Annotated in this window: 16 protein-coding genes and 1 tRNA gene; 8 read left to right on the forward strand and 9 right to left on the reverse strand. The window is 65.7% G+C overall.

Going from position 1 to position 21,644, the window contains the following annotated elements:
• Positions 1-127 precede the first annotated feature (127 nt).
• Positions 128-1,261 carry an asparaginase gene (locus tag ACIHA7_RS16135; RefSeq protein WP_397289982.1) on the forward strand — a complete coding sequence of 378 codons (1,134 nt, stop codon included), beginning with the start codon at positions 128-130 and terminating at the stop codon, positions 1,259-1,261.
• Between the two features lie 13 nt (positions 1,262-1,274).
• Here the strand turns inward: ACIHA7_RS16135 and ACIHA7_RS16140 are convergent, their stop codons facing one another.
• Genes ACIHA7_RS16140 through ACIHA7_RS16155 form a run of 4 tightly spaced genes read right to left on the reverse strand, consistent with a single transcriptional unit; the run spans position 1,275 to position 6,716 of the window.
• Positions 1,275-2,657 (reverse strand): cytochrome P450, encoded by a 1,383-nt coding sequence (locus ACIHA7_RS16140; RefSeq protein ID WP_397289984.1) that lies wholly within the window; start codon positions 2,655-2,657, stop codon positions 1,275-1,277.
• Complete coding sequence (locus ACIHA7_RS16145; RefSeq protein ID WP_397289986.1) at positions 2,654-3,730, reverse strand: alpha-hydroxy acid oxidase; 1,077 nt, start codon at positions 3,728-3,730, stop codon at positions 2,654-2,656. The genes ACIHA7_RS16140 and ACIHA7_RS16145 overlap by 4 nt, the downstream gene beginning before the upstream one ends.
• Positions 3,727-5,295 (reverse strand): NAD(P)-binding domain-containing protein, encoded by a 1,569-nt coding sequence (locus tag ACIHA7_RS16150; RefSeq protein WP_397289988.1) that lies wholly within the window; start codon positions 5,293-5,295, stop codon positions 3,727-3,729. Before ACIHA7_RS16150 ends, ACIHA7_RS16145 begins: the two co-directional genes overlap by 4 nt.
• Positions 5,296-5,318: 23 nt before the next feature.
• Positions 5,319-6,716: a class I adenylate-forming enzyme family protein gene (locus ACIHA7_RS16155; RefSeq protein ID WP_397289990.1), complete on the reverse strand. Its 1,398-nt coding sequence runs from the start codon at positions 6,714-6,716 to the stop codon at positions 5,319-5,321.
• 458 nt (positions 6,717-7,174) lie between these two features.
• Between ACIHA7_RS16155 and ACIHA7_RS16160 the strand changes: the two genes are divergently transcribed.
• From ACIHA7_RS16160 to ACIHA7_RS16175, 4 genes are all read left to right on the forward strand, one after another.
• Positions 7,175-7,906 carry a DUF899 domain-containing protein gene (locus ACIHA7_RS16160; RefSeq protein WP_397289992.1) on the forward strand — a complete coding sequence of 244 codons (732 nt, stop codon included), beginning with the start codon at positions 7,175-7,177 and terminating at the stop codon, positions 7,904-7,906.
• Positions 7,907-7,916: 10 nt separating this feature from the next.
• Entirely contained in the window at positions 7,917-8,762 is an 846-nt protein-coding gene (locus ACIHA7_RS16165; RefSeq protein WP_397289994.1) for an alpha/beta fold hydrolase, read from the forward strand.
• 299 nt (positions 8,763-9,061) lie between these two features.
• Positions 9,062-10,897, forward strand: coding sequence for an ABC transporter ATP-binding protein (locus ACIHA7_RS16170; protein ID WP_397289996.1), 1,836 nt, complete (start codon positions 9,062-9,064; stop codon positions 10,895-10,897).
• Complete coding sequence (locus ACIHA7_RS16175) at positions 10,894-12,609, forward strand: ABC transporter ATP-binding protein (RefSeq protein WP_397289999.1); 1,716 nt, start codon at positions 10,894-10,896, stop codon at positions 12,607-12,609. The genes ACIHA7_RS16170 and ACIHA7_RS16175 overlap by 4 nt, the downstream gene beginning before the upstream one ends.
• A 158-nt stretch (positions 12,610-12,767) precedes the next feature.
• Here the strand turns inward: ACIHA7_RS16175 and ACIHA7_RS16180 are convergent, their stop codons facing one another.
• On the reverse strand, positions 12,768-14,657 hold the full coding sequence (locus tag ACIHA7_RS16180) for a DNA/RNA helicase domain-containing protein (protein ID WP_397290002.1): 1,890 nt from the start codon (positions 14,655-14,657) through the stop codon (positions 12,768-12,770).
• Positions 14,658-14,911: 254 nt separating this feature from the next.
• Here ACIHA7_RS16180 and ACIHA7_RS16185 point away from each other — a divergent pair, with 254 nt between their 5' ends.
• The gene (locus ACIHA7_RS16185) at positions 14,912-15,247 is read left to right on the forward strand and encodes a nucleotide pyrophosphohydrolase (protein ID WP_397290004.1); all 336 of its coding nucleotides are present in this window, start codon (positions 14,912-14,914) and stop codon (positions 15,245-15,247) included.
• Positions 15,248-15,397: 150 nt separating this feature from the next.
• Here ACIHA7_RS16185 and ACIHA7_RS16190 read toward each other — a convergent pair.
• From ACIHA7_RS16190 to ACIHA7_RS16205, 4 genes are all read right to left on the reverse strand, one after another.
• Positions 15,398-15,469, reverse strand: a tRNA-Val gene (locus tag ACIHA7_RS16190).
• Between the two features lie 18 nt (positions 15,470-15,487).
• Positions 15,488-15,952 carry a peroxiredoxin gene (locus ACIHA7_RS16195; RefSeq protein ID WP_397290006.1) on the reverse strand — a complete coding sequence of 155 codons (465 nt, stop codon included), beginning with the start codon at positions 15,950-15,952 and terminating at the stop codon, positions 15,488-15,490.
• Between the two features lie 75 nt (positions 15,953-16,027).
• Entirely contained in the window at positions 16,028-16,450 is a 423-nt protein-coding gene (locus ACIHA7_RS16200) for a DUF3052 domain-containing protein (protein WP_135235750.1), read from the reverse strand.
• A 126-nt stretch (positions 16,451-16,576) separates the two neighbouring features.
• Positions 16,577-17,134, reverse strand: coding sequence for a hypothetical protein (locus tag ACIHA7_RS16205; RefSeq protein ID WP_397290009.1), 558 nt, complete (start codon positions 17,132-17,134; stop codon positions 16,577-16,579).
• 234 nt (positions 17,135-17,368) lie between these two features.
• On the opposite strand from ACIHA7_RS16205, the gene aceE reads away from it, so the two are divergent.
• Together aceE and ACIHA7_RS16215 are read left to right on the forward strand one after the other, a co-directional pair.
• Positions 17,369-20,275, forward strand: coding sequence for a pyruvate dehydrogenase (acetyl-transferring), homodimeric type (gene aceE / locus ACIHA7_RS16210; protein WP_397290011.1), 2,907 nt, complete (start codon positions 17,369-17,371; stop codon positions 20,273-20,275).
• Between the two features lie 11 nt (positions 20,276-20,286).
• Positions 20,287-21,621, forward strand: coding sequence for a CdaR family transcriptional regulator (locus ACIHA7_RS16215; RefSeq protein WP_199856586.1), 1,335 nt, complete (start codon positions 20,287-20,289; stop codon positions 21,619-21,621).
• Positions 21,622-21,644 lie beyond the last annotated feature (23 nt).

Below are 21,644 nucleotides of genomic sequence, written 5' to 3' on the forward strand. Positions count from 1 at the left end.
GCGGTAACGGCGTATCCGCGAGAGACTCGCCTGACAGCAGGCGCAGCGCCGAGAACATCGGCGTTCGTGACCCTCGGCACTACCGGCCGGGCCGGTCCTGCGCCGGGTTACCGAAAGGACTTCCACCATGGGACGCCGCAGTACGATTTCCCTTCTCGGCCTAGCCCTGTCAGCCGTTCTGGTCGTCGGTTGCGGCGCCGACTCCGGCAACGGCGCTGCGGTGACTTCCGTGCCGCCTGCCAGCGCGTCGACAACCGTCGTTCCCTCCGTACCGGGCGCTCCGCCGCGGGTCACGATCCTGGCCACCGGGGGCACCATCGCCGGAAAGGCCAACGCGGAACCGGGTGTCGGGTACAAGGCTGGGCAAGCCAGCGCGCAAGACCTGATCGCCGCGGTGCCCGGCATCGACAAGATCGCGACGCTGCAAGCGGAGTCGATCGCCAATATCGGCAGCCAGGATATGAACGAGGAAATCTGGCTCACCTTGGCGCGCCGGATCAATCAGCTCTTCGCGGACAACGCCACCGACGGTGTGGTGATCACCCACGGCACCGACACGATCGAGGAGACCTCGTTCTTCCTCGACAACGTAGTGGCTACCGACAAGCCGGTGGTGCTCGTCGGGGCCGTGCGCCCGGCCAACGCGCTGAGCGCGGACGGACCGGCCAATCTGCGCGCCGCCGTCACCATCGCCGCGGCGCCCGCGGCTCGCGGGCGGGGCGCGATGGTCGTGCTGAACGACACCATCCACAGCGCGCGCGACGTCACCAAGACACACACCTCGAGCATGCAGACCTTCGCCTCGCCCAACACCGGGCCTGCGGGGTACGTGTCCGGCGATTCGATCCGTTTCGTCAAAACACCGCAGTCGCACACACGTCCGCGCTTCCCGGTGCCGGACGGTTCATCGCTGCCACGGGTCGACATCGTGTATTCGCACGCCGGCATGCGGCCGGACCAGGTGGACGACGCGGTCCGGCACGGGGCGAAAGGCATTGTGCTGGCCGGTGTCGGCGACGGCAACACCGCCAAGGCGGTGCTCGATGCGCTCGCCAAGGCCAACGACGATCGCGTGGTCGTTCGTTCGACCAGGGTCGGCTCCGGTGAGGTGGTGCGCAACGCCGAGGTCAACGACGACGAGCTCGGCTTCGCCACCTCCGCCGATCTGAACCCGGCGAAGGCGCGCGTGCTGTTGCAGCTGCTGCTGACCGTCGGCATCACCGACCCGGTGCGCGTCCAGCAGGAGTTCGACGCTCGATAGCTCGCCCTCTTGCTCAGCCGGAATACGTAATCGGGCAGGTCGGGGTCTGGTGTGGGTCGTCGAAATATTGTGCGCAGAGGCGGAGGCGACGCGCGTCCAGCACCATCCAGGTGCCGAGGACGAGCTGAGTGACGCCACGCCAGACGTCCTCGAAGCGGTCCCGCAGCCGCAGTCCGGTCAAGGCCGCGCGCACCACGCTGGGGGATGGCGGGTCATCGGCGGACAGGAGGAGGCAGGGGGCGCGGTGCGGGATGGAGCGGGTGTGCGAGACCGAGGAGCTTAGTCGGTAGCGGCCCAACACGGTTCGGGTGACCGTGCGCATCGCGATGGGGGAGAGTCGCCAGGCTGGGCACGGACGGTTGGCTGCCACGCCGAACGGGATGTGGTGGGTGTCCTTGGCCCGCTGGGTGGTCCACCGGTCGGGGTCGAATCGGTCGGGATCGGTGTGTCCGGTTCGCTCGAACTCCTGATAGTTGAAGCACAGCACTGTCCCGGCGGGGATCGCACTGCCGTCGCCGACGTCGATATCGGCGGTGGTGATCCGATGCGCGATGCCGAAAAGCGGGAACTGGCGGAGGGTTTCGTCCAGGACGTGATCCATGTATGGCGTGTCCGGCTCGGCGAGGATGCGGCGCTGTACATCTCGGTGCTGGGCGATCGCGAGCAGCAGGTGTGCCATGCCCTCGGACATCTGTACGACGGCTGTGTTGAAGAACGCGCCCTGTAGGTAATGGGCCTGCTCGCGCCGGCTGAGCAGGGCGGGCAGCTGGTGCGGCACCTCGCCCGCATCGATCCTGGCGAGCAGGTACCGGGTGAGGCGGTCGCGTCGGCGCATATGCCGCAGCCCAGTGCATTTCAGCGACGTCACCACATCGTCGGCATTGCCGACGATCAGGTCCCGGGCGGTGCGCGGGCATGGTTCGCGAAAGACCAACTCGTAGAAGAACTCTGCCCAGATCGGCATCATCAGGTCGCGCAGTCGCACCAGAGTCAGTGGCCGGGGCGACAGTTCGTCGAGTACCCGACGGGCGCAGCGGTCGGCGAGTCGCTCGATGTCGGCGGTGGACAGGGACAAGACGGCGCGAGTGGTTCGGGCCGCCTCGTCGTAGCGGGGGCCGTCTTCGAGGTGCTCCTGATGTACTTCGGGTCCGGGGGCCAGCCAATACCAGAACAGATCCGACAGCGCCGCGCCCCGGCTGCGTCCGTTGGCGGCCGGGTGTGCGTACAAACGCAGGAAGAGCTCTGGGTCGCCGCGTTCACCGGGCAGGGTTATCTCGTTGCTGCCGTTGACTTTCGCGAAGATCCACACCCGCAGGGTCACCACCGCTTGGGGTAGCCAGCGGGAGACCGCCCAGAGTGCGCCCGCGGTCGCCAGTATCGGCGTCAGCCTGGTCACCGTGCCGCCCCTCGGGTGCTGACCAGGCCTGCGTTGAGCTCGGACAGTGCGGCTACCCCACACAGTGTCAGCGTGTGCTCTATCTCCGCGCGTAGGTTGTCCAGCACTCCGGTGACTCCTTTGTCGCCGCCGACGGTCAGGCCCCACAGCACCGGCCGTCCCACGCCTACCGCCGTGGCGCCGAGTGCCAAGGCCAGCACGACATCCGAGCCGCGGCGTACGCCGCCGTCGAGAAATATCGGGACCCGACCGGCCACCGCGGCGGTGATCGCGGGCAGCGCGTCCAGCGTCGCGGGCGCGAGGTCCAGCTGACGCCCGCCGTGATTGGACACCAGGATCGCATCGGCCCCGCGCTCCACTGCCAGGCGCGCGTCCTCGGGGTGCATGATCCCTTTGAGCACCAAGGGAAGTCGCGTCACCTTGCGGAGCAGGGCGAGCTGGTCCCAGGTCAGGTCGGCCGACATCGCGATCGGCCGGACGCCGCTTTCGGTCGCGCCCGGTAGGCCCCGCATGTTTTCCGCGTACATGCCTGCGGGCAGGTCGTGAAAGTTGTGGCGGTCGTCCCGGGTGCGGTGACCCAACGCCGGAGAGTCGACGGTGACCACCAAGGCCGTGCAACCCGCTCGCTCGGCGCGGCGGATGAGTTCGGTGGTCACCTCCGGCTCTGGCTGCACGTACAGCTGGAACCACACGCGCGCGTCTCGGTCGACCTCCCTTGCGGCGGCGGTGACTTCGTCGATGGCTACCGTCCCCGCCATGCTGGCGATGAGGACGATCCCCGCCGCCGCCACCCCTCTCGCGGTGGCCCGCTCGCCCTCCTGATGGGCCAGCCGGTGGAACGCGGTGGGAGACACGAACACCGGCATGGTGCTCGGATCGCCGAGCAGGTTCGTCGCGATGGACCGGCCAGTAGTGTCCCGTAATACCCTGGGCAGCAGCGCCAGCCGACGAAAGGCTTGCTCGTTGTCGGCCATGGCGAGCTCGTCTCCGGCACCACCGGCGAAGTAGTCGTAGTGCACGGGGTCGAGCAGCTCCTTGGCCCGTTGCTCGAGTGCGACCAGCTGGTTGGTCACCGCAGCGGCTCCGGCGCGCGCAGTGCGGTGTCGAGGAAGTCGACCAGCGGCTTGCGGTGCACTGTTTCGTGCGTCCACTCGTTCTCGAGGTTCTCGGTGATGTGGTGCTCGGCGATCTGCCCGTCGATGCGGTATTGGCGCACCACCGGATGCAGATAGCGGCCGTCCAGGGCGTGCTCGGCATCGGACTGCGCGATCCGGCGGGCGTTGATGTCGAACGGGTCGAGACGGTCGTGGTCCTTGCCGTACTCCAGGGTGATCACCAGGTAGGTGTCCACCTCGCCCAGGAAGCCCGCCGCGACGGCGTCGGGCACGAAATCGACCGGTAGTTCCTCCCAGTACCGCGCCGAACCGTCCGCGGTGAGCGTGACGACGTCGCCGATGAAGGCGAACAGTTGCCACAGGGCGGAGGTCCGGTTCACTCGTTCCAGGATTGCCGCGCCGACCTCGCCCGCACTGCCCGCCAGCTCGCGGTGCGGCCAACGCCGATCGTGGTGGCGTTGCTCCAGAATGCGGTGCAATGCCCTTGTCGCGTAACGGAAACCGTGGATGAAGGCGCTGGTGGACTTCTTGAAATCGCGTTCTTGGGTGATCGTGCCCGCGAAGTACAGGCCGGGCACGTTCACCGATTCCCAGGCCGGGGTCTGTGCGGGGAATCGATCGTTGATCGCCAGGCTGGGCCTGCATTCGGGGGCGAAAATCGAGGCGTCGAAACGGAATCCGGTCGCTACGAGCACCCGGTCGTAGCGGATGTCCTTGGTGACCTCGTCGGCGCGGGAGAAGCTCACCGTCACCAGGTACGACGAATCCGACTGCCGGGCGATGTCGACGACGTTGCCGTCCAAGATCGCGTTCTGCGACTTGAGCTGGTAGGTATCCAGGAAGTTGTTGTTGACCGCGCGCAGATGGCCGAGGAAGTGCGTCTGCCAGGCGAGCCGCAGGGAATGTGGACCGGCGACGTGGATGACGGCAGCATTCTCGATGAGGTTGTCGGCGGTTTCGAAGGCCGAGTTGCCTTTTCCGATGATCAGCACTCGCTGGTTGGTGAAATCCGCTGGATCTGTCGACATTTCGGTGTACAGCTCAGCGGTCTCGATGCCGGGGATCTCGGGGACATAGGGTTTCGAGACGCCGGTGGCCACGATCAACCGTCGGGCACGCAGCACGTTGCCATGCTGATCGACGGCCTCGAAGTAGTCGGGCCGGGTGATCCGCTCGATTCGCGTGTCGTACTGGACCGACAAGCCGTGTACCGCAGCGAAATCCCCGAGGTACCGGACCATGTCGTCGGCGGCGGGGAAGAAGCGCTGGGTGTACTCCTTGAACAGCGGCCCAGCCAGCAGTGAGTTCCAGTCCATGCGCAGGTTCAGTTCGGGGTCGTCCCAGCCCGTGTACACCTTGTTGATGGAGATCAGTTTGCGGTGCCGGGGGAACTTGCTGAAGAACGTGCCGGCGGCCTCGCCGGCCTCCACGATCAGGTAGTCGCGGCCGGCCTGTTGCAAATGGTGGCCCATTTGGAGGCCGGCCGGCCCAGCGCCGATGACCAGGTAGTCGAGTTCGGGCACGTTCTCCTCCAAATATTGTGCGGTTACCGGGGATACAGCTCCAGCAAGGCTTTCTTGTCCGGCTTGCCGCTCGCCGCGATCGGAGCCTCCGGCACCACCGTGTAGGTCTGCGGCACACTGGACTCGCCGAGTCCGGTCCGCACCAGCGCGGACAATGCGGTCGGCTCCGGTACTCGGTCCGCGCGGGGAACTATGAACGCGTGCACCGCTTCTCCGCAGCGGTCATCCGCCACGCCGACAACGTAGGCCTGATCGACATCCGGGTGACCGGCCAGCACCCGCTCGATCGGCCCGGCGTACACCGGGAGCGCGTCCACGATGATCACGTCCCGTGCCCGGCCGGTCAGGTAGAGGTATCCGTTGTCGAGGTAGCCGAGGTCGCGGGTGCGAATCCAGCCGTCGACGAGCACCTCGGCGGTCTCCGCGGGATCGCCGAAGTACGCGGACATCATGTAGTCGGTGCGTACGTAGATCTCACCGTCGCGGATGTCCACCTGCACGCCGGGCAGCGGGCGGCCCACCGAGGCGAGGACGCCGTCGCTCATCTCGCGGGGCGTCAGCGTGGTCAGGCCGCCGGTTTCGGTCTGCCCGTAGGCCTGGTGCACCACCGGACCCAACAGCCGCATCGCCTCCGCCAGTCGATGTGGGGCGAGCGGTGAACCGGCGACCACCATGGCGCGCAGGGTGCTGGTATCCGTCGGCGCGACGCGCAGAGCGTCCAGCATTTGGTAGAGGCGGGGCACGTTCATGATCGTGGCGGTGATCCGCAGTCGCTCGATGACCTCGGGAAATAGTTGAGTGCCAACGGGTTCCGGGATCACCGCGGTACCGCCGCCGAGTAGGCACAGTCCGAGGTAGTCCTGAACGACCGCGCTGGCCAGCGTGCCGAACAGGAGGTAGCGATCGGTGCAGGCGGCCAGTTCGGCGGTGTCGGGGCTCCAGGTTTGCTTGCCCCAGGACCAGTGGGCGGACATCGCCCGGTAGGTCTGTGCGCAACCCTTGGGCAGGCCGGTGGTACCGCTGGTGTAGCAGATCCGGGCGAAGTCGTCCGGACGTGCCTCGATTGTCAACGGCTCGAACGGACTTCGCAGCAGGGTGGCCACCTGCTCGTCATCCAGGACGGCATCGACCCCGTTGGTCAGTACGTGCCGCTGCTGTCGCTCGCTCAGGCCCGGCCGAACGCCGATTACGCGGCAGCCCATGGTGAATGCCGCAAGATAGGCGGCCAGCGATTCGGGGCTGACATTCAAGACCATGGCCACGCCGCTGCCAGGGCCGAGTCCTGACCTACGCAGGCCTGCGGCGAGTTTGCCCATCATCGTGAGCAGCTGACCTCGGGTGACGGCGCGAGATCCGTGCTCGACCACCACTTTTCCCGGTTCGGCATGCAATGCCTGCACGATCGACTCAGGAAACCTCACGGTTTGTGATGATAGTGATTTCAGCGTTGGAATACTTTGAGATTCAACAAGTTTGGCCGGGTCGCCAGTAAGGTCGCGCTCCGGGCTTGGCGCACAGCCGGTCTCGACCTAAGGCGACGTGGTGCTCTACCCGCGTTCGTCACTCACTGGATGGCGCCTGGACCTGCGCGCGAGGTGACAACGTTCGCGTGCATCGGCTGGCCGCGAGCGCGCAACGCAGTTCGGCATGGCTGATCTCGCCGCACGCGTCATGGCGGATGGCCCGCCGTGCGCGCCTGCCACTTGCCCCCCAGCACGTCATGACGATGAGCTGATCGACCATTTCGGGTGCCCCGTGGATGTCGCCCCGGGGTCTTCTCGCTGAGAAGGCTCCGGGCACGTATCCCGAGCGCGATGATTTCTGCAGCTGTGTCTCGTCTACACATCAGAGCCGATTCGTCCGATCCTCGGGAGAAACCATGACTGAGCAGACCGCCAAAGCCCTTCCTCCAGTCGTCGACCAGCAGACCTGGCAAGCCGCGCTCGACGAGCTGCGGATCCGGGAGAAGGCCGCCACCCGTGAACTCGACGCCATCGCCGCCCAGCGCCGCAGACTGCCGATGGTCGAGCTGCCGGACTACACGCTGATCGGTCCGGGCGGCCCGGTCCGACTGGCCGACGTGTTCGACGGGCGTTCCCAACTGATCGTGTACCACCACATGTGGTCCGACGGTGCGGAGTGGCAGTGCGGTGGCTGTACCGGGCTCACGTCGCAGTACGTCCGGCTGGGCTTCCTCGAGCCTTACGATGCCCGTTTCGTCATCGTCACCAATGGGCCGATCGAGGAAGCGCTGGCGTACAAGAGAAAAGTCGGCAACAAAATGGACTGGTACTCGTCGTCGGAGAGTTCGTTCGGCGCCGACGTCGGCGCGCCGCCCGGTGGAGGCTTCGCGGTGAACGTGTTCCTCCGCGATGGCGAAAAGGTTTACCGCACTTGGCATACCAACGGCCGCGGTACCGAGCAGCTCAGCTACACCTTCGCGTTGATCGACACCCTGCCGTGGGGCCGCCAGGAGGAATGGCAGGATTCACCCGACGGTTGGCCGAAGTCGCCGACGTACTCCAAGTGGCTCGATTCTCCCGACGTCGCCCGGCTTTACGGCCCGGACACGGTAGCGAGTTCCGCTGGCCGCCGGCAAGATGAGGCGTGAGGCCGCCGGGATGAGAACGAAGCCTTCGCGCAGTGGTCACCTGCCGATCAATGGTCTGAGCCTCTATTACGAGGTGTATGGCGAGCTCGGCACGTCGGAAATTTCTCCGCTGCTGCTCATCCCCGGCGCGTTCATGGCCACCGACTCGATGACGTCGTGGACCCGCGCCTTCGCGGACCAGCGTGCTGTGATCGTCTTCGACCAGCAAGGGCATGGCCGCACACCAGACACTTCGCGCGAGATGTCTTACGAGCAGTTCGCCGACGATGCCGCGGCGTTGCTGCGCACGTTGCATGTCGAGCGTGCGGACGTGATGGGTTACTCGCAGGGCGGCGGGGTCGCGTTGCAGTTGGCGCTGCGTCACCCGGCGCTCATCGACAAGCTGGTCTCGATGTCGGCCACCTACCGCAGGGACGGCTGGTACCCGTCGGTGCTGGCGGGCATCGAGAGTCTCAGCGCCGCGGCGTTTGTCGGTTCGCCGGTCGAGGAGGCGTTCATGGAGCACACGCCGGACGCCGCGGCGTTCGGTGCCTATATCGAGAAGATGAAAGTCTTGAACGTCAACGACCAGAACATCAGCGACGCGCAGATGGCTTCGATCTCGGCGAAGACGATGGTCATCGTCGGTGACGCGGATGCGGTGAAGCCGGAGCATGCGCTGGCGATGTTCAAACTGCGCGGCGGCGGCGACGAGGAAGCGGCAGCGACGGGGATGCTGCAGAAGGTTCCGGCCGCACGCTTGGTGATGCTGCCTGCGACGTCGCATATCAGCATCGCCGGGGAGTCGACGGTACTCGCGCCGATGGTGAGTGCGTTCCTCGATGATGTGCCGCCGGAGACGCCGGACTTTTTCTGAGCGTCGCTGGGGGCTTATGGCCACGCGCACACCGGACCGGCGCGGCATCGGGCAGCAACTGATCTGCTGGATTCGCCGCGCCGTGTTCACCTTTCGACAGGTATGTCAGGAACCTGACGCCGTCGTGATCCGACGCCTCCGACGGGCACTCGGCGGCCCGGACTGCAGCACCCGAAGCTTTCGCGGCGGTCGTGTCGATCTCCGGCCTTCTCGGCGGGGAGGGGCGTCCTCTGATCGCATAAGGCTGGTCTGGCTCACCTCAGGTACGATATTTATACGCGTACGAGAAAGGTGGGAGAGTGTCGAACACGACTGGCCTTGTCGAAGTGGGGGAGCAGCTCGCGCCGCCACCGGAGGCCGATCCCAAGGGTGGTTTGGCGGCTCTGTTGATCCCGCATCGATGGGGTTTCCTCGCCGTAATCCTGTTGCAGGCCGTCGGCGCCATCGCGGGTCTGGCGCCATTGCTGGCGGTGGTCGAATTGGGACGAACGCTGTTGTCGCCCGGACCGATCGATAACGGTCATGTCTGGACCGTGGTGCTGTGGGGTGCCGTCGGTTTGTTCGTCCGGCTGCTGTTCACGGCCGCGTCGTCGGGCGTCGGGCACCTGCTCGACAACCGAGTGCAGCTGTCGTTCCGGCGAGAACTGGCCGAGCATCTGGGGCGGGTACCGCTCGGCTGGTTCGCCCGGCGCAAAACCGGCGAGCTGGCGAAGGTCGTTGGTGACGACGTCAGCGCGGTGCATCCGTTCATCGCGCACACCCCCGGCGAGATCGTCTCCGCGTTTCTGGTGCCGCTGGTTTCGCTGATCTACTTGTTCACCGTCGACTGGCGGCTCACGCTCATCACGCTGATCCCGGTGGTGTTGGCGGTGCTGTTCGTCCCCTTGATGATGACCCCAACCAAGGTGCGGGAGGAGCGCGAGTTCCAAGAGGGCTTGGGGCGCATCGGGGATACCGTCATCGAGTTCGTGGAGGGCATCTCGGTGGTCAAGGCGTTCGGCGGAGCCGAGCGTGCGCACCGCAAATTCTTCACGGCCGTGGACGATTTCGTTCGAGTCTTCTACCGGTGGGTGATCGGTCTGTCCCCGATCGCGTCGGGGATGCAGTTGGCGCTGTCGCCGCCGTTCGTGCTGTTGGTCGTGCTGATCGGCGGCTCGGCCCTGATCACCTCCGGCGGCATGCCCCCGGCCGACCTGGTGCCGTTCCTGCTGCTCGGTCTCGGCCTGACGGCGCCGTTGGCGGCGCTCGGCCACGGCTTCGACGACATACAGTCCGCCGGTGGCGCGGTCGGCCGGATCAAGCAGGTGCTCGCGGTGCCGCCACTGGCGGAGCCGTCGCACGCGGTGGCGCCGCTCGGGCATCGGGTGGAACTGCGCGACGTCCGATTCGGTTACGACGACGATCGCGAGGTGCTGCGCGGCATCGACCTGGTGCTCGAGCCTGGCACGGTCACCGCGATCATCGGGCCGTCGGGCAGTGGGAAGTCGACCCTGGTCCAGCTGCTACCGCGGTTCTTCGACCCCACCCATGGCTCGGTCACTCTCGGCGGCGTCGACCTGCGCGAGCTCGGCAGCGGGGAGCTGCACCAGCTGGTGTCGTTCGTCTTCCAGGATGTCCGCCTGCTCCGCGCGTCGGTGGCCGAGAACATCGCGCTGGCGGTGCCGCAGGCCGACCTCGACGACGTGGTTCGAGTCGCCAGGCTGGCGAACATTCACGACCGGATCCTGGAGTTGCCGCGCGGCTACGAGACCGTGCTCGGCGACGAAGCCAAGCTGTCGGGTGGTGAGGCACAACGGATTTCGATCGCCCGCGCGCTGCTGGCCGACGCGCCCGTGCTCGTGCTCGACGAGGCGACCGCCTTCGCCGATCCACAAACGGAACAAGCGGTGCGCCGCGCGCTGGCGTCGCTGGCCGGGGATCGGACCATCCTGGTCATCGCTCACCGCCTGGAGACGGTCGCCGACGCGGACACCGTAGTGGTGCTGGAGTCCGGCGTGATCGTCGAACGCGGCAAACCCGCCGAACTGCTGAGAAACAACGGAAAGTTCGCCGAGTTCTGGCAATCGCATCGCTCGGCGATCTCCGACGAGATCGACACCCACGCTTACGCGCTCGAAGGAGATGAGCCTCGATGATTCGGATGTTGCTGAGCGTGCTCGGAAACGAGTACGCGCCGCCGATGCGCCGCACCGTCATCCTGATGACGGCCACCGCGATAGTCGAAGGTCTGTCCTACGCCCTGCTGATTCCGGTGCTGCGGGAGCTGTTCGGGAGCGATCCCGGCGCGGCCCGGCCCTGGCTTATCGCGTTCGGCGCCGCCGTCGCGGTCTATGCGGTGCTGGATTATCTGAGCAGCTTGTCCGGATTCCGCGTCGGCACCACCCTGCTGCACGGCATGTATCACCGGCTCGGCGATCACCTGGCCCGGTTGCCCATCGGTTGGTACAGCGGCGGTCGCGTGGGAGAGGTGTCCGCGATGGCCAGCCGTGGCCTGCTCATGGCGATGGGTGTGGCCGCGCATCAGTTGCGACCGCTCATCTCCGCCTGCGTGACACCGTTGACGATCGTCGTGGTGATTCTGGCCCTCAACTGGCAACTCGGGTTGGCCGCCTTGATCGCCGCACCGATTGTCGTGCTGATCCATGTCTGGGCCGGACGCGCGATGGCCGCTGTCGACACCGAACGGATGGCCCGCGCTGACGACGCCGCCGGACGCGTCATCGAATACCTCCAGGCACAGCCGGTGTTGCGGGCAGGCGGCCGGACCACCGAACGCTTCCGGTTGCTCGACGACGCACTGCAAGGCGTCGAGCGCGCGGCACGTCGCTCCATGCTGGCGACACTCCCGGCCACCTTCGCCCTGGCGTTCGTGGTGCAGGCGATGTTCACCGCACTGCTGGTGCTCGGTGCCTACCTCGCGCTCGACGGAAGTGTCGGTGCCGCAGAAGTAGTCGCGATCCTGGTACTCGCGGCGCGATGCGCCGACCCGCTGATGTCGCTGGCGGAGTTCGGCGGCAAGATCCGCGCCGCCCGCGGCGAACTGGCCAGGCTCGACGCGGTGCTGCGCACCGAGCCGCTGCCGGAGCCGACCGACCCGATCGTGCCGCGCCACTACGACCTGACGTTCGAGTCGATCACCTTCCGGCACGACGACCGCACGGTGCTGGAGAACGTGTCGTTGTCGGTGCCGGAGGGCAAGCGGCTCGCCGTCGTCGGCCCGTCCGGTGCCGGCAAGAGCACACTGCTGCAGTTGCTCGCGCGGTTCTACGACGTGGACGCGGGCGCGGTGCGGATCGGCGGGGTCGACGTGCGCGCGATCGACGCCGACGCGTTGATGGAGCAGATCGCCATCGTCTTCCAAGATGTGTACTTGTTCGACGGCACGATCGAGGAGAACGTCCGCCTCGGCCGCCCCGACGCCACCGACGCCGAGGTGCGTGCGGCGGCGACCGCGGCGCGGTTGGACGAGGTGATCGAGAGGTTGCCCGGCGGCTGGTCGGCTGATGTCGGCGAAGGCGGTGCCATGCTGTCCGGCGGTGAACGCCAACGTGTCTCGATCGCTCGGGCGCTGCTGAAGAACGCCCCCATCGTGCTCCTGGACGAGGTGACCTCGGCCCTGGACCCGGTGAACGAGGCGGCCGTGCACGAAGGCATCGAGCGACTGATGGCAGACCGCACAGTGATCATGGTGGCGCACCGGCTACGGACCGTCCGCCGCGCCGATCGCATCGCCTTCCTGGAGGACGGTGGGATCGTGGAGCAGGGCAGTCACGACGAGCTGCTGCGCGCCGGTGGGCGATACGCGGACTTCTGGAGTGTTTCCCTGGAGACGGTCGCCAGCGAGTGAATCAGGGCGAGCCGGCGCGTTTCGTCGGCTCGCCCGCACTCGTATGCTCGCGCCCGGTCTGGCCGTCGCCTACGACGGGAACAGGCTGGGCTGAACTTGGCACAACTGCGCGACGAACCAGGCGATTGGTTACGCCCGGTCGCGCTGGGGTGGGCCGGCTACTCGAGGGGAGTAGCGAGACCAGAGATGAGGTCTTGAGTTTCTGGATCGACAGCGTGGATGACCACGCCCCGCATCCCTCGGGTCAAAAGAACCTTGTAAGTATTGCGAATGAGGATATCGAAATCCTCATCGAACAGGGCCTTACTTCTGAGCTTGTTGTCCTTGTTGGCATCTCGGCGCACTGCAAGTTGGTTGCGTTCGACAACGATCTCTGGTCCGAGTATGACACCGGCCCAGTCGTACTCGAATCCTTGGGCTGTGTAAATGCAGCCGACTTGTTCGAAGCCGCGCGGGTCGTTTGCCCACAGCCAACTCGGCGGAGGATCGTCCGGACCGCCAATTCTGTCCGCGAACTTATTCCATGGTTTGTACCACTCGCCGATTTTTATATCAGGTACCAGAAGCCCGTCACTGTCCGGTTCGCGGGTCCAGTCCCAGCAATAGCCAGCGGTGATCCTTGCGGAGACCGTTTCAGTGATCTGCGCCCGTAGGAAATCTTCCATCTGTTGTGGTGAGCGTGCTACGCGGACTGTGAAGTGATCGTCGTCTTTCCACTTCATCGGCCCGAACGCCCGCAGTCCGAGCAGGTTCAGTACCCACTCGTCGAAAGCTGAGCTGCCGCCACAGCGGAATTGACCGTTGAGGTTGATCTGGAAGACCGGCAGTCCTGCTCGTGCGGCATGGTCCCTGATCAGATCGACCGTACCTACTTCGTCCGGCCGGACCACTTGATTCTCGTCGAGGAGGAACACGGGGACCCTCGCGGCCTCTATCAATTCGTCAACCTGAGGACGCTTTGTCCGGAGAACGCTCCGTGTGTAGCGGTCAGTCGAGGTTCGCCGGATGCGGTGGGCCTCGTCGCAGATGACTACGTCCAACCACTCCTCCTGCATGGTGGTCAGACTCTTGTAGTAGGTGATCAGCTTCTCCAGCTCGCGCTCTTGACGGCCGTAGGTCCTTCGCATCGTTTTAGTGATGGCTTCCGACCCTGTTGCATATCGCACTCTGCGACCGTCCGCACGAAGGCGTTGAAGTAGCGACATCGCAACGATGCTCTTACCGCTGCCTGGTCCACCAGTCACGAGTACGACGCTCTTGTGATTGCCCTTGCGCGAGAGATTGATCCGATTCATCACCGCCTCGAAAGCGAGTCTCTGGTTGTCCACCAAAGAATCCCCTGCCGCGCGAAGATCCGCCGCAGTGGATTTCAGGAGTGTCGTCCTTCGCTGGATCTCGCTGTCGAGCAAGCGTTTCGCGGCCTCGGCGCCGGAAGTGGGCGCCAGCCGCGCGCGAAGATACTCGATGAACTCATCGCGTTGGTCGCCGGTGAACAGGCATCCGAATTGATCGGGATCGAGCTGGAAGAGTGGCTCTACAAACTGTCGTTCAGCATTGTGTAAATACGCAACCCCATACAGTGCCACACCGTGGTCATGGAGTACGGCAACGTCCCTTTGCAAGTACTTGCAGTAGCCACGCACCTGATCGGCCGGGTGCAGTTGATCTCCTCGGGTATGAAGTGACCACACGATCCGGGGGCTGTTCCACCCCAACTCGGCGTGCGTCCATTGCTTCAGCTCTACCAAAACATAGCTGTCGGCGCCGGTCGTCGGATGGGTCCCGGCGAGCACGGCGTCGACGCGTTGGCTCGAGCCAGGAAGGGAACACTCGATCAGCATGGCGACCTCAGGAAGGCCCGCACTGATCAAGACCTTGGCCAGCACCGGAAGGCTGGCATCCCATGATCGACGTTCCGGCGGGCTGCCCTTCTTGCCCGAATTGTCAGTGATAGCAGCCACCAACTTCGCTGCTCGCGACAGGGACACGACTTCCGGCGCGGTTGTGCAAAACGCCCGAAGCTTCACCGGCCCGCCAGTTTGCTTCACAGCAACCCACCTTTTCGAGCCTGCGGCAGTGCGGCTATCCGAAAGCAGGTTGCTCAGCAACCCACTGTTGATCTTCGGAATCTTAGCTCGACGTACACGATCACGCGTGAAGGTCTGTCAGATCGGCATCCTCTCGAACGATGCTCGACGGTGTGAGGGTTCCGCTGAGCACCTGCAAGAGTTCGTGCCTGTCGCATAGATCGTCCGTTGCCAACTGCTAGAACCAGAACATGGCAATCGACAGGCTCCAGCACATGGTTGCAGATTTCGCGGCGAAACGAGGATGGGAGCAGTTCCACACGCCCAAGAACCTTGTCATGGCGCTGACCGGAGAGGTCGGTGAGTTGTCCGAGCTCTTCCAATGGCTGACCGACGAACAGAGCCGGGCGATCGTGCGTGATCCGGGGCAGCGTACGAAGGTCGAGGAGGAGATCGCCGACGTCTTCATCTACCTGCTGCGACTTATCGATGTCCTGCAAGTCGACCTCGTGGACGCAGTCGAGACGAAACTGCGGAAGAACGCTGAGCGGTATCCGATCGAGCAGGTCTACGGCCGCGCCGTCAAATACTCGGAACTCGAGCACGATTAGGGCCGGGGGCGCGGCTTAGGGACGGGCGTACCTGGAAGGGGGTCCGGGGGCGAAGCCCGCCGGGCGGGGTGTGGGGGTTGCACCCCCACAAAACAGACGGAGCGAATCCTGCGAGCGCTTTCCGCGAGCAGGATTCGCCCATGAGCGGAGTGGGCGCAGAGGGGTTCGAACCCCCGACCGCTGGTGTGTAAAACCAGAGCTCTACCGCTGAGCTATACGCCCTTGTCGTTACCGACCGGGTTATGAATCTAGCGCGGTGAGCGCTTTCTCCCAAGCCGCCTGGTCACGGGGCTCTCCGGGGCCGTTCATCTCGGCGAAGCGGATGTATCCGGTGCGGTCGACGACGAAGGTTCCGCGGTTGGGGTAGCCGGATTTTTCGTTGAAGACACCGTAGGCCTGGGCTACGGCACCGTGCGGCCAGAAGTCGGACAGCAGGGGGAAGGTGTATCCCTGTTCGGCGGCCCAGATCTTGTGGGTGGGCGGCGGGCCGACGGAGATGGCGAGGATCTCCGCGTTGTCGTTCTGGAACTTGGGGAGTTCGTCGCGCACCTTGCACAGTTCGCCTTGGCAGATGCCGGTGAAGGCGAGCGGGTAGAAGACGATCAGGACGTTCTTCTTGCCGTGGTAGTCCGACAGGCTGACGTTCTGGTTGTTCTGGTCTTTGAGCGTGAAATCCGGCGCGACCGTGCCAACTTCGAGCGGCATCGCAAATCCTCCATCGTGTCGGGTTTCCGCCGGGCGGCACGATCACCGCCCGGCGACACCATAGCGAAAGGTGGGTCAGCGCTGCTTCGAGGGCGCCTTCGGTTGGACCAGGCGGCTGCCCGCCCAGGTACCCAGGCTGATCGCCGAGGTCTGAGTCAGACCGGCGGTGGGTGCGGATTCAGCGATTTCGCTCGGTTCGACATGGCCTGGATGTCCGGTCTTGGGCGTGAGTACCCAGACGAAGCCTTCGTCGGCGAGCGGACCGATCGCATCCATGAGTGCGTCGACCAGATCACCGTCCCCGTCACGCCACCAGAGCAGCACGACGTCGACTACTTCATCGGAATCCTCGTCGACAAGTTCGCTGCCGATGGATTCCTCGACGTCGGCTCGCAAGTCGTCGTCGACGTCCTCGTCCCAGCCCAATTCCTGGACAACCAAGCCGTGTGTAATGCCAAGCTTCTGAGCGTAGTTCTGCGCGTCCGCCGCGGCGACCACGGTGGTGTCCTCCTCAACTCCCGACAATAGGTAGTTGCAAGCGAACATGGTTATGGCCGCCAGCGCAAGCCGATCCGAAGAAAATGGCCCGGAATGTCGCGTGACAAAGTTGTGTCACGGACCGTTTCAGCGCTTCGGGCAGGCGTCGCGGACGGCGTTGCGAGCGTCGTTGACCCGCCTACTTGCCTCGTTGAGCGGCCCGACGGGCGCGGTGTAGGTCATCCGGCGGGTCTCCGCGGAGAGCGCGCGAGCCGCTGTGACGTAATCGGTGAATTTTGTGGCCAACTCGCCGGGCAATGAGTCCTTGGCGGTGTTGACTCCGGTCTCCACCTTGTTCGCGGCGTCATCCAGGGTTGACGCGGCAAGCTCGCGCTTGGCGGCGTAGTCGGGCGCGTTGGCGTCGTGCGCGTCGACGAATTCGTTGTACTTGGAGACCCCGACGCCGGTGGTGGTCGGGAACTGACCACAGTTGTCGGTGATCGCCTTCGTCTGCGCCGCAGCACGCTTGGACGAGGTTGCCGCGGCCGACGAGGCCGCTGCCTCGGTCTTGTAGGCCGCTAGATCTGCGGTGTTGGGATTGGCTGTGCCCTCGACCCGGTTCGCGCAGCCTGCCACGACCAAGCCGACCACGACCGCTCCGGTCGCGCACACCAATCCGAACCCGCGCGGGTCCAGCGTCTTCATCGTCCTCCCGTATGACGTGCGCCTCGCCGGCGCTCGAAAACTACAGCGGCCTGGGCTCATGTTGCCCAGCGCACGGTACTGGATTTCCTGCTGACATGATGACCTGGGGCACACCATCGGCAAGGATGGAGGGTGCGCCCCGACCTTACGTAAACGAGTGGTACGCAAACCCACGCGAATCCACTCGGGGATACCGACGCTATCCGCATGTCCACCCCTGTACGAGGAGCAGATTTGACCGACCTGATCCACTCTTCCGCTCCAGCGCAACCCGCTGGATCCGACTCCGCCGCTCCGGCCGGGCGCGATCCGAACGGATCGCTCGCCCAGCCGACCGAGCGTGTTCGGGTTATCCGCGAAGGGGTGGCGTCCTACCTACCGGACATCGACCCGGAGGAAACCAGCGAATGGCTCGAGTCGTTCGATGAAATGCTCGATCGTGAGGGCCCCGGCCGAGCGCGTTACCTCATGCTCCGTTTGCTGGAGCGGGCCGGTGAACGCCGTGTCGCCATCCCCGCGTTGACGTCTACCGATTACGTCAACACCATCCCCACCGAGAACGAGCCGTGGTTCCCCGGCGACGAAGAGGTGGAGCGGCGCTTCCGCGCCTGGATCCGCTGGAACGCCGCGATCATGGTGCATCGAGCCCAGCGCCCCGGCATCGGTGTCGGCGGCCACATCTCGACCTACGCGTCCTCGGCGGCGCTGTACGAGGTCGGCTTCAACCACTTCTTCCGCGGCAAGGATCACTCCGGCGGCGGCGATTCGATCTTCATCCAGGGTCACGCCTCGCCGGGTATCTACGCGCGCGCCTTCCTCGAGGGCAGGCTCGGTACCGACCGGCTCGACGGCTTCCGGCAGGAGTACAGCCACGGCGGCCCCGGCCACGGGGTGCCCTCGTACCCGCACCCGCGGTTGATGTCGGACTTCTGGGAGTTCCCGACGGTGTCCATGGGGCTCGGCCCGATGAACGCCATCTACCAGGCGCGGTTCAACCACTACCTGCACGACCGGGGCATCAAGGACACCTCCGATCAGCACGTGTGGGCGTTCCTCGGCGACGGTGAGATGGACGAGCCGGAGTCGCGCGGTCTCGCGCACGTCGCGGCGCTGGAGGGCCTGGACAACCTGACCTTCGTGGTCAACTGCAACCTGCAGCGGCTGGACGGTCCGGTGCGCGGCAACGGCAAGATCATCCAGGAGCTGGAGTCGTTCTTCCGCGGCGCGGGCTGGAACGTCATCAAGGTGATCTGGGGTCGGGAGTGGGACGCGCTGCTCGGCGCGGATCGCGATGGCGCCCTGGTGAATCTGATGAACACCACCGCCGACGGCGACTACCAGACCTACAAGGCCAACGACGGCGCCTACGTCCGCGACCACTTCTTCGGCCGCGACCCGCGTACCAAGGCGCTGGTGCAGGACCTGTCCGATCAGGACATCTGGAACCTCAAGCGCGGCGGCCACGACTACCGCAAGGTGTACGCGGCCTACGCGGCCGCGATGGCGCACAAGGGTCAGCCGACGGTGATCCTGGCCAAGACGATCAAGGGCTACACCCTCGGCAAGCACTTCGAGGGCCGCAACGCCACGCACCAGATGAAGAAGCTGACCCTGCAGGACCTCAAGGACTTCCGTGACCTGCAGCGGATTCCGATCAGCGACGCCGAGCTGGAGAAGGATCCGTACCTGCCCCCGTACTACCACCCGGGCATGGAGTCACGCGAGATCCAGTACATGCTCGATCGCCGCAAGGCGCTCGGCGGGTTCCTGCCCGAACGGCGCACCACGGCAAAGCCGCTGCAACTGCCCGGTGACGAGGCGTACAAGTCGGTGCGCAAGGGGTCGGGCAAGCAGAGCGTCGCCACCACCATGGCGCTGGTGCGGCTGATGAAGGAGCTGCTGCGGGACAAGGAGATCGGCAAGCGGATCGTGCCGATCATCCCCGACGAGGCCCGCACGTTCGGTATGGACTCGTGGTTCCCTTCGTTGAAGATCTACAACCGCAATGGCCAGTTGTACACATCGGTCGACGCCGAGTTGATGCTTGCCTACAAAGAGAGCGCCGTCGGGCAGATCCTGCACGAGGGCATCAACGAGGCGGGCTCGACCGCGTCGTTCACCGCGGTGGGTACCTCGTACTCGACGCACGGCGAGCCGATGATCCCGCTGTACATCTTCTACTCGATGTTCGGTTTCCAGCGCACCGGCGACGGTCTGTGGGCCGCCGCGGACCAGCTCGCGCGCGGGTTCGTGCTCGGCGCGACCGCAGGGCGAACCACGCTGACCGGTGAGGGGCTCCAGCACAACGACGGCCATTCGCTGCTGCTCGCCTCCACCAATCCGGCTGTGGTGACCTACGATCCGGCGTTCTCCTTCGAGATCGCGCACATCATCCGGGACGGCCTGCGTCGTATGTACGGCGGCGGCACCCCGGAACCGGGTCCGTACGCCCTGCCGGGCACCGACACCCGCAAGGCCGACGGCGGCTTCGGCGGCGAGGACATCTTCTACTACATCACCCTCTACAACGAGCCGTACCAGCAGCCCGCGGAGCCGGAAGACGTCGACATCGCCGGTCTGCTCAAGGGCCTCTACCTGTACAAGCGCGGAGGCGAAGGTGACGTGCGCGCTCAGATCATGGTCTCCGGCGTCACCGTGCCGGACGGTCTGCGCGCGCAGGCGCTGCTCGCCGAGGACTGGGGTGTGCAGGCCGACGTCTGGTCGGTGACCTCATGGGGCGAACTCCGCAAGGAGGCGCTGAGCCGGGAGATCGCCGCGCTGCGCTACCCCGACGAGGACCACGGCGTTCCGTACGTCACCGAGGCGCTGTCGACGGTCGAGGGACCGTACGTCGCCGCGACGGACTGGATGCGTGCGGTGCCGGATCAGGTGCGCAAGTGGGTACCCGGCGACTTCATCACCCTCGGCACGGACGGCTTCGGCTTCTCCGACACCAGGGCCGCGGCCCGTCGCGTGTTCAATGTCGACGCGCAGTCGATCGTGGTGGCCGCCCTGTCGGGCCTGGCCAAGGCCGGAAAGATCGACGGCGCCAAGGTGATCGAGGCGGCGTCCAAGTACCGCATCGATGACGTCGACGCCGCGCCGAAGGACGCGTCGAGTTCCGATGGGGACGGCGAGTAGCGGACGATTGAATGGTGGACCGTAAACCGCCGCGGCCGCGACGGATCTCCGAGGGCTCTTCCGAGCACGAGGTGTATCTGCCGACGGGCGCGCTCTCCCCGAACCGGCAAACCCGCGACCCACTCCCGGACACGCTGCTCAAACGCGTGAAGCAGTTCTCCGGGCGCCTCTCGACGGAGGCGGTCGGGTCGATGCAGGATCGGTTGCCGTTCTTCGCCGATCTGGACGCCGCGCAACGCGCCGGTGTCCAGATGCTGGTGCAGACCGCGGTGGTGAACTTCCTGGAGTGGCTGCAGGACCCGGACAGCGATATCCGGTTCAGTCTCGATGCGTTCCAGGTGATTCCGCAGGATCTGGCGCGGCGGCTGACGCTGCGCCAGACCGTGGACATGGTCCGGGTGGCCATGGAGTTCTTCGAACAGTGGCTGCCCGCGCTGGCGCGCAACGACCGGCAGCTCGTCGCGCTCACCGAGGCGGTGTTGCGGTACGGGCGTGAGCTCGGCTTCGCCGCCGCCTCGGTGTACGCGAGCGCCGCCGAGTCGCGTGGTGCGTGGGACACCCGGCTGGAGGCGCTCGTCGTCGACGCCGTGGTGCGCGGCGACACCGGCCCGGACATGCTGTCGCGGGCCGCCACGTTGAACTGGGACGCCACCGCGCCGGCGACGGTGCTGGTCGGCACGCCGCCCGGCGAGCAGGGTGTTTCCTCGGTGGGGTCGGTGCATGCCATCGCGGCACGGCACGGCCGGGCCGCACTGGCGGTTGTGCAGGGCACGCGGCTGGTGATGGTGGTGAGCGGTCACCTGGGGGAGTCCTCTTATATATCGCCGTTCCTGGCGGACCTGCTGGCCGAGGTCTTCTCCGACGGGCCGGTGGTGATCGGCCCGACCACGCGCACGCTGGGTGCCGCGCATGCCAGCGCGGTCGAGGCCTTGGCCGGTATGGAGGCCGTGGTGGGCTGGCGGGGCGCGCCACGCCCGGTGCATGCGACCGAATTGCTGCCCGAACGCGCGTTGCTCGGCGATCGAGCTGCGATCGACGCGTTGAACGAGTATCTTGTCCTTCCGTTGGCCTCGGCGGGATCGTCACTGGCGGACACACTCGAGGCCTATCTGGATTGCGGTGGCGCTGTCGAGACGTGTGCACGCCAGTTGTACGTCCATCCAAATACCGTTCGCTACCGCCTCAAACGGATCGCCGAAATCACGGGTCGTGATCCGATGAACCCGCGGGACGCGTATGTGCTCCGGATCGCCGCAACAGTGGGTCGTTTGACACGAACCCGTAACGAAACGTCAACACCAACCCCAGAGGCCACTCATTTCGCATCGGGCGGCGAGGGCCTGTAACGGAATCCGTGGGTTGTTCGATC

This window comes from Nocardia sp. NPDC052316 (genome assembly GCF_044547795.1).
Taxonomy (GTDB): Bacteria; Actinomycetota; Actinomycetes; order Mycobacteriales; family Mycobacteriaceae; genus Nocardia.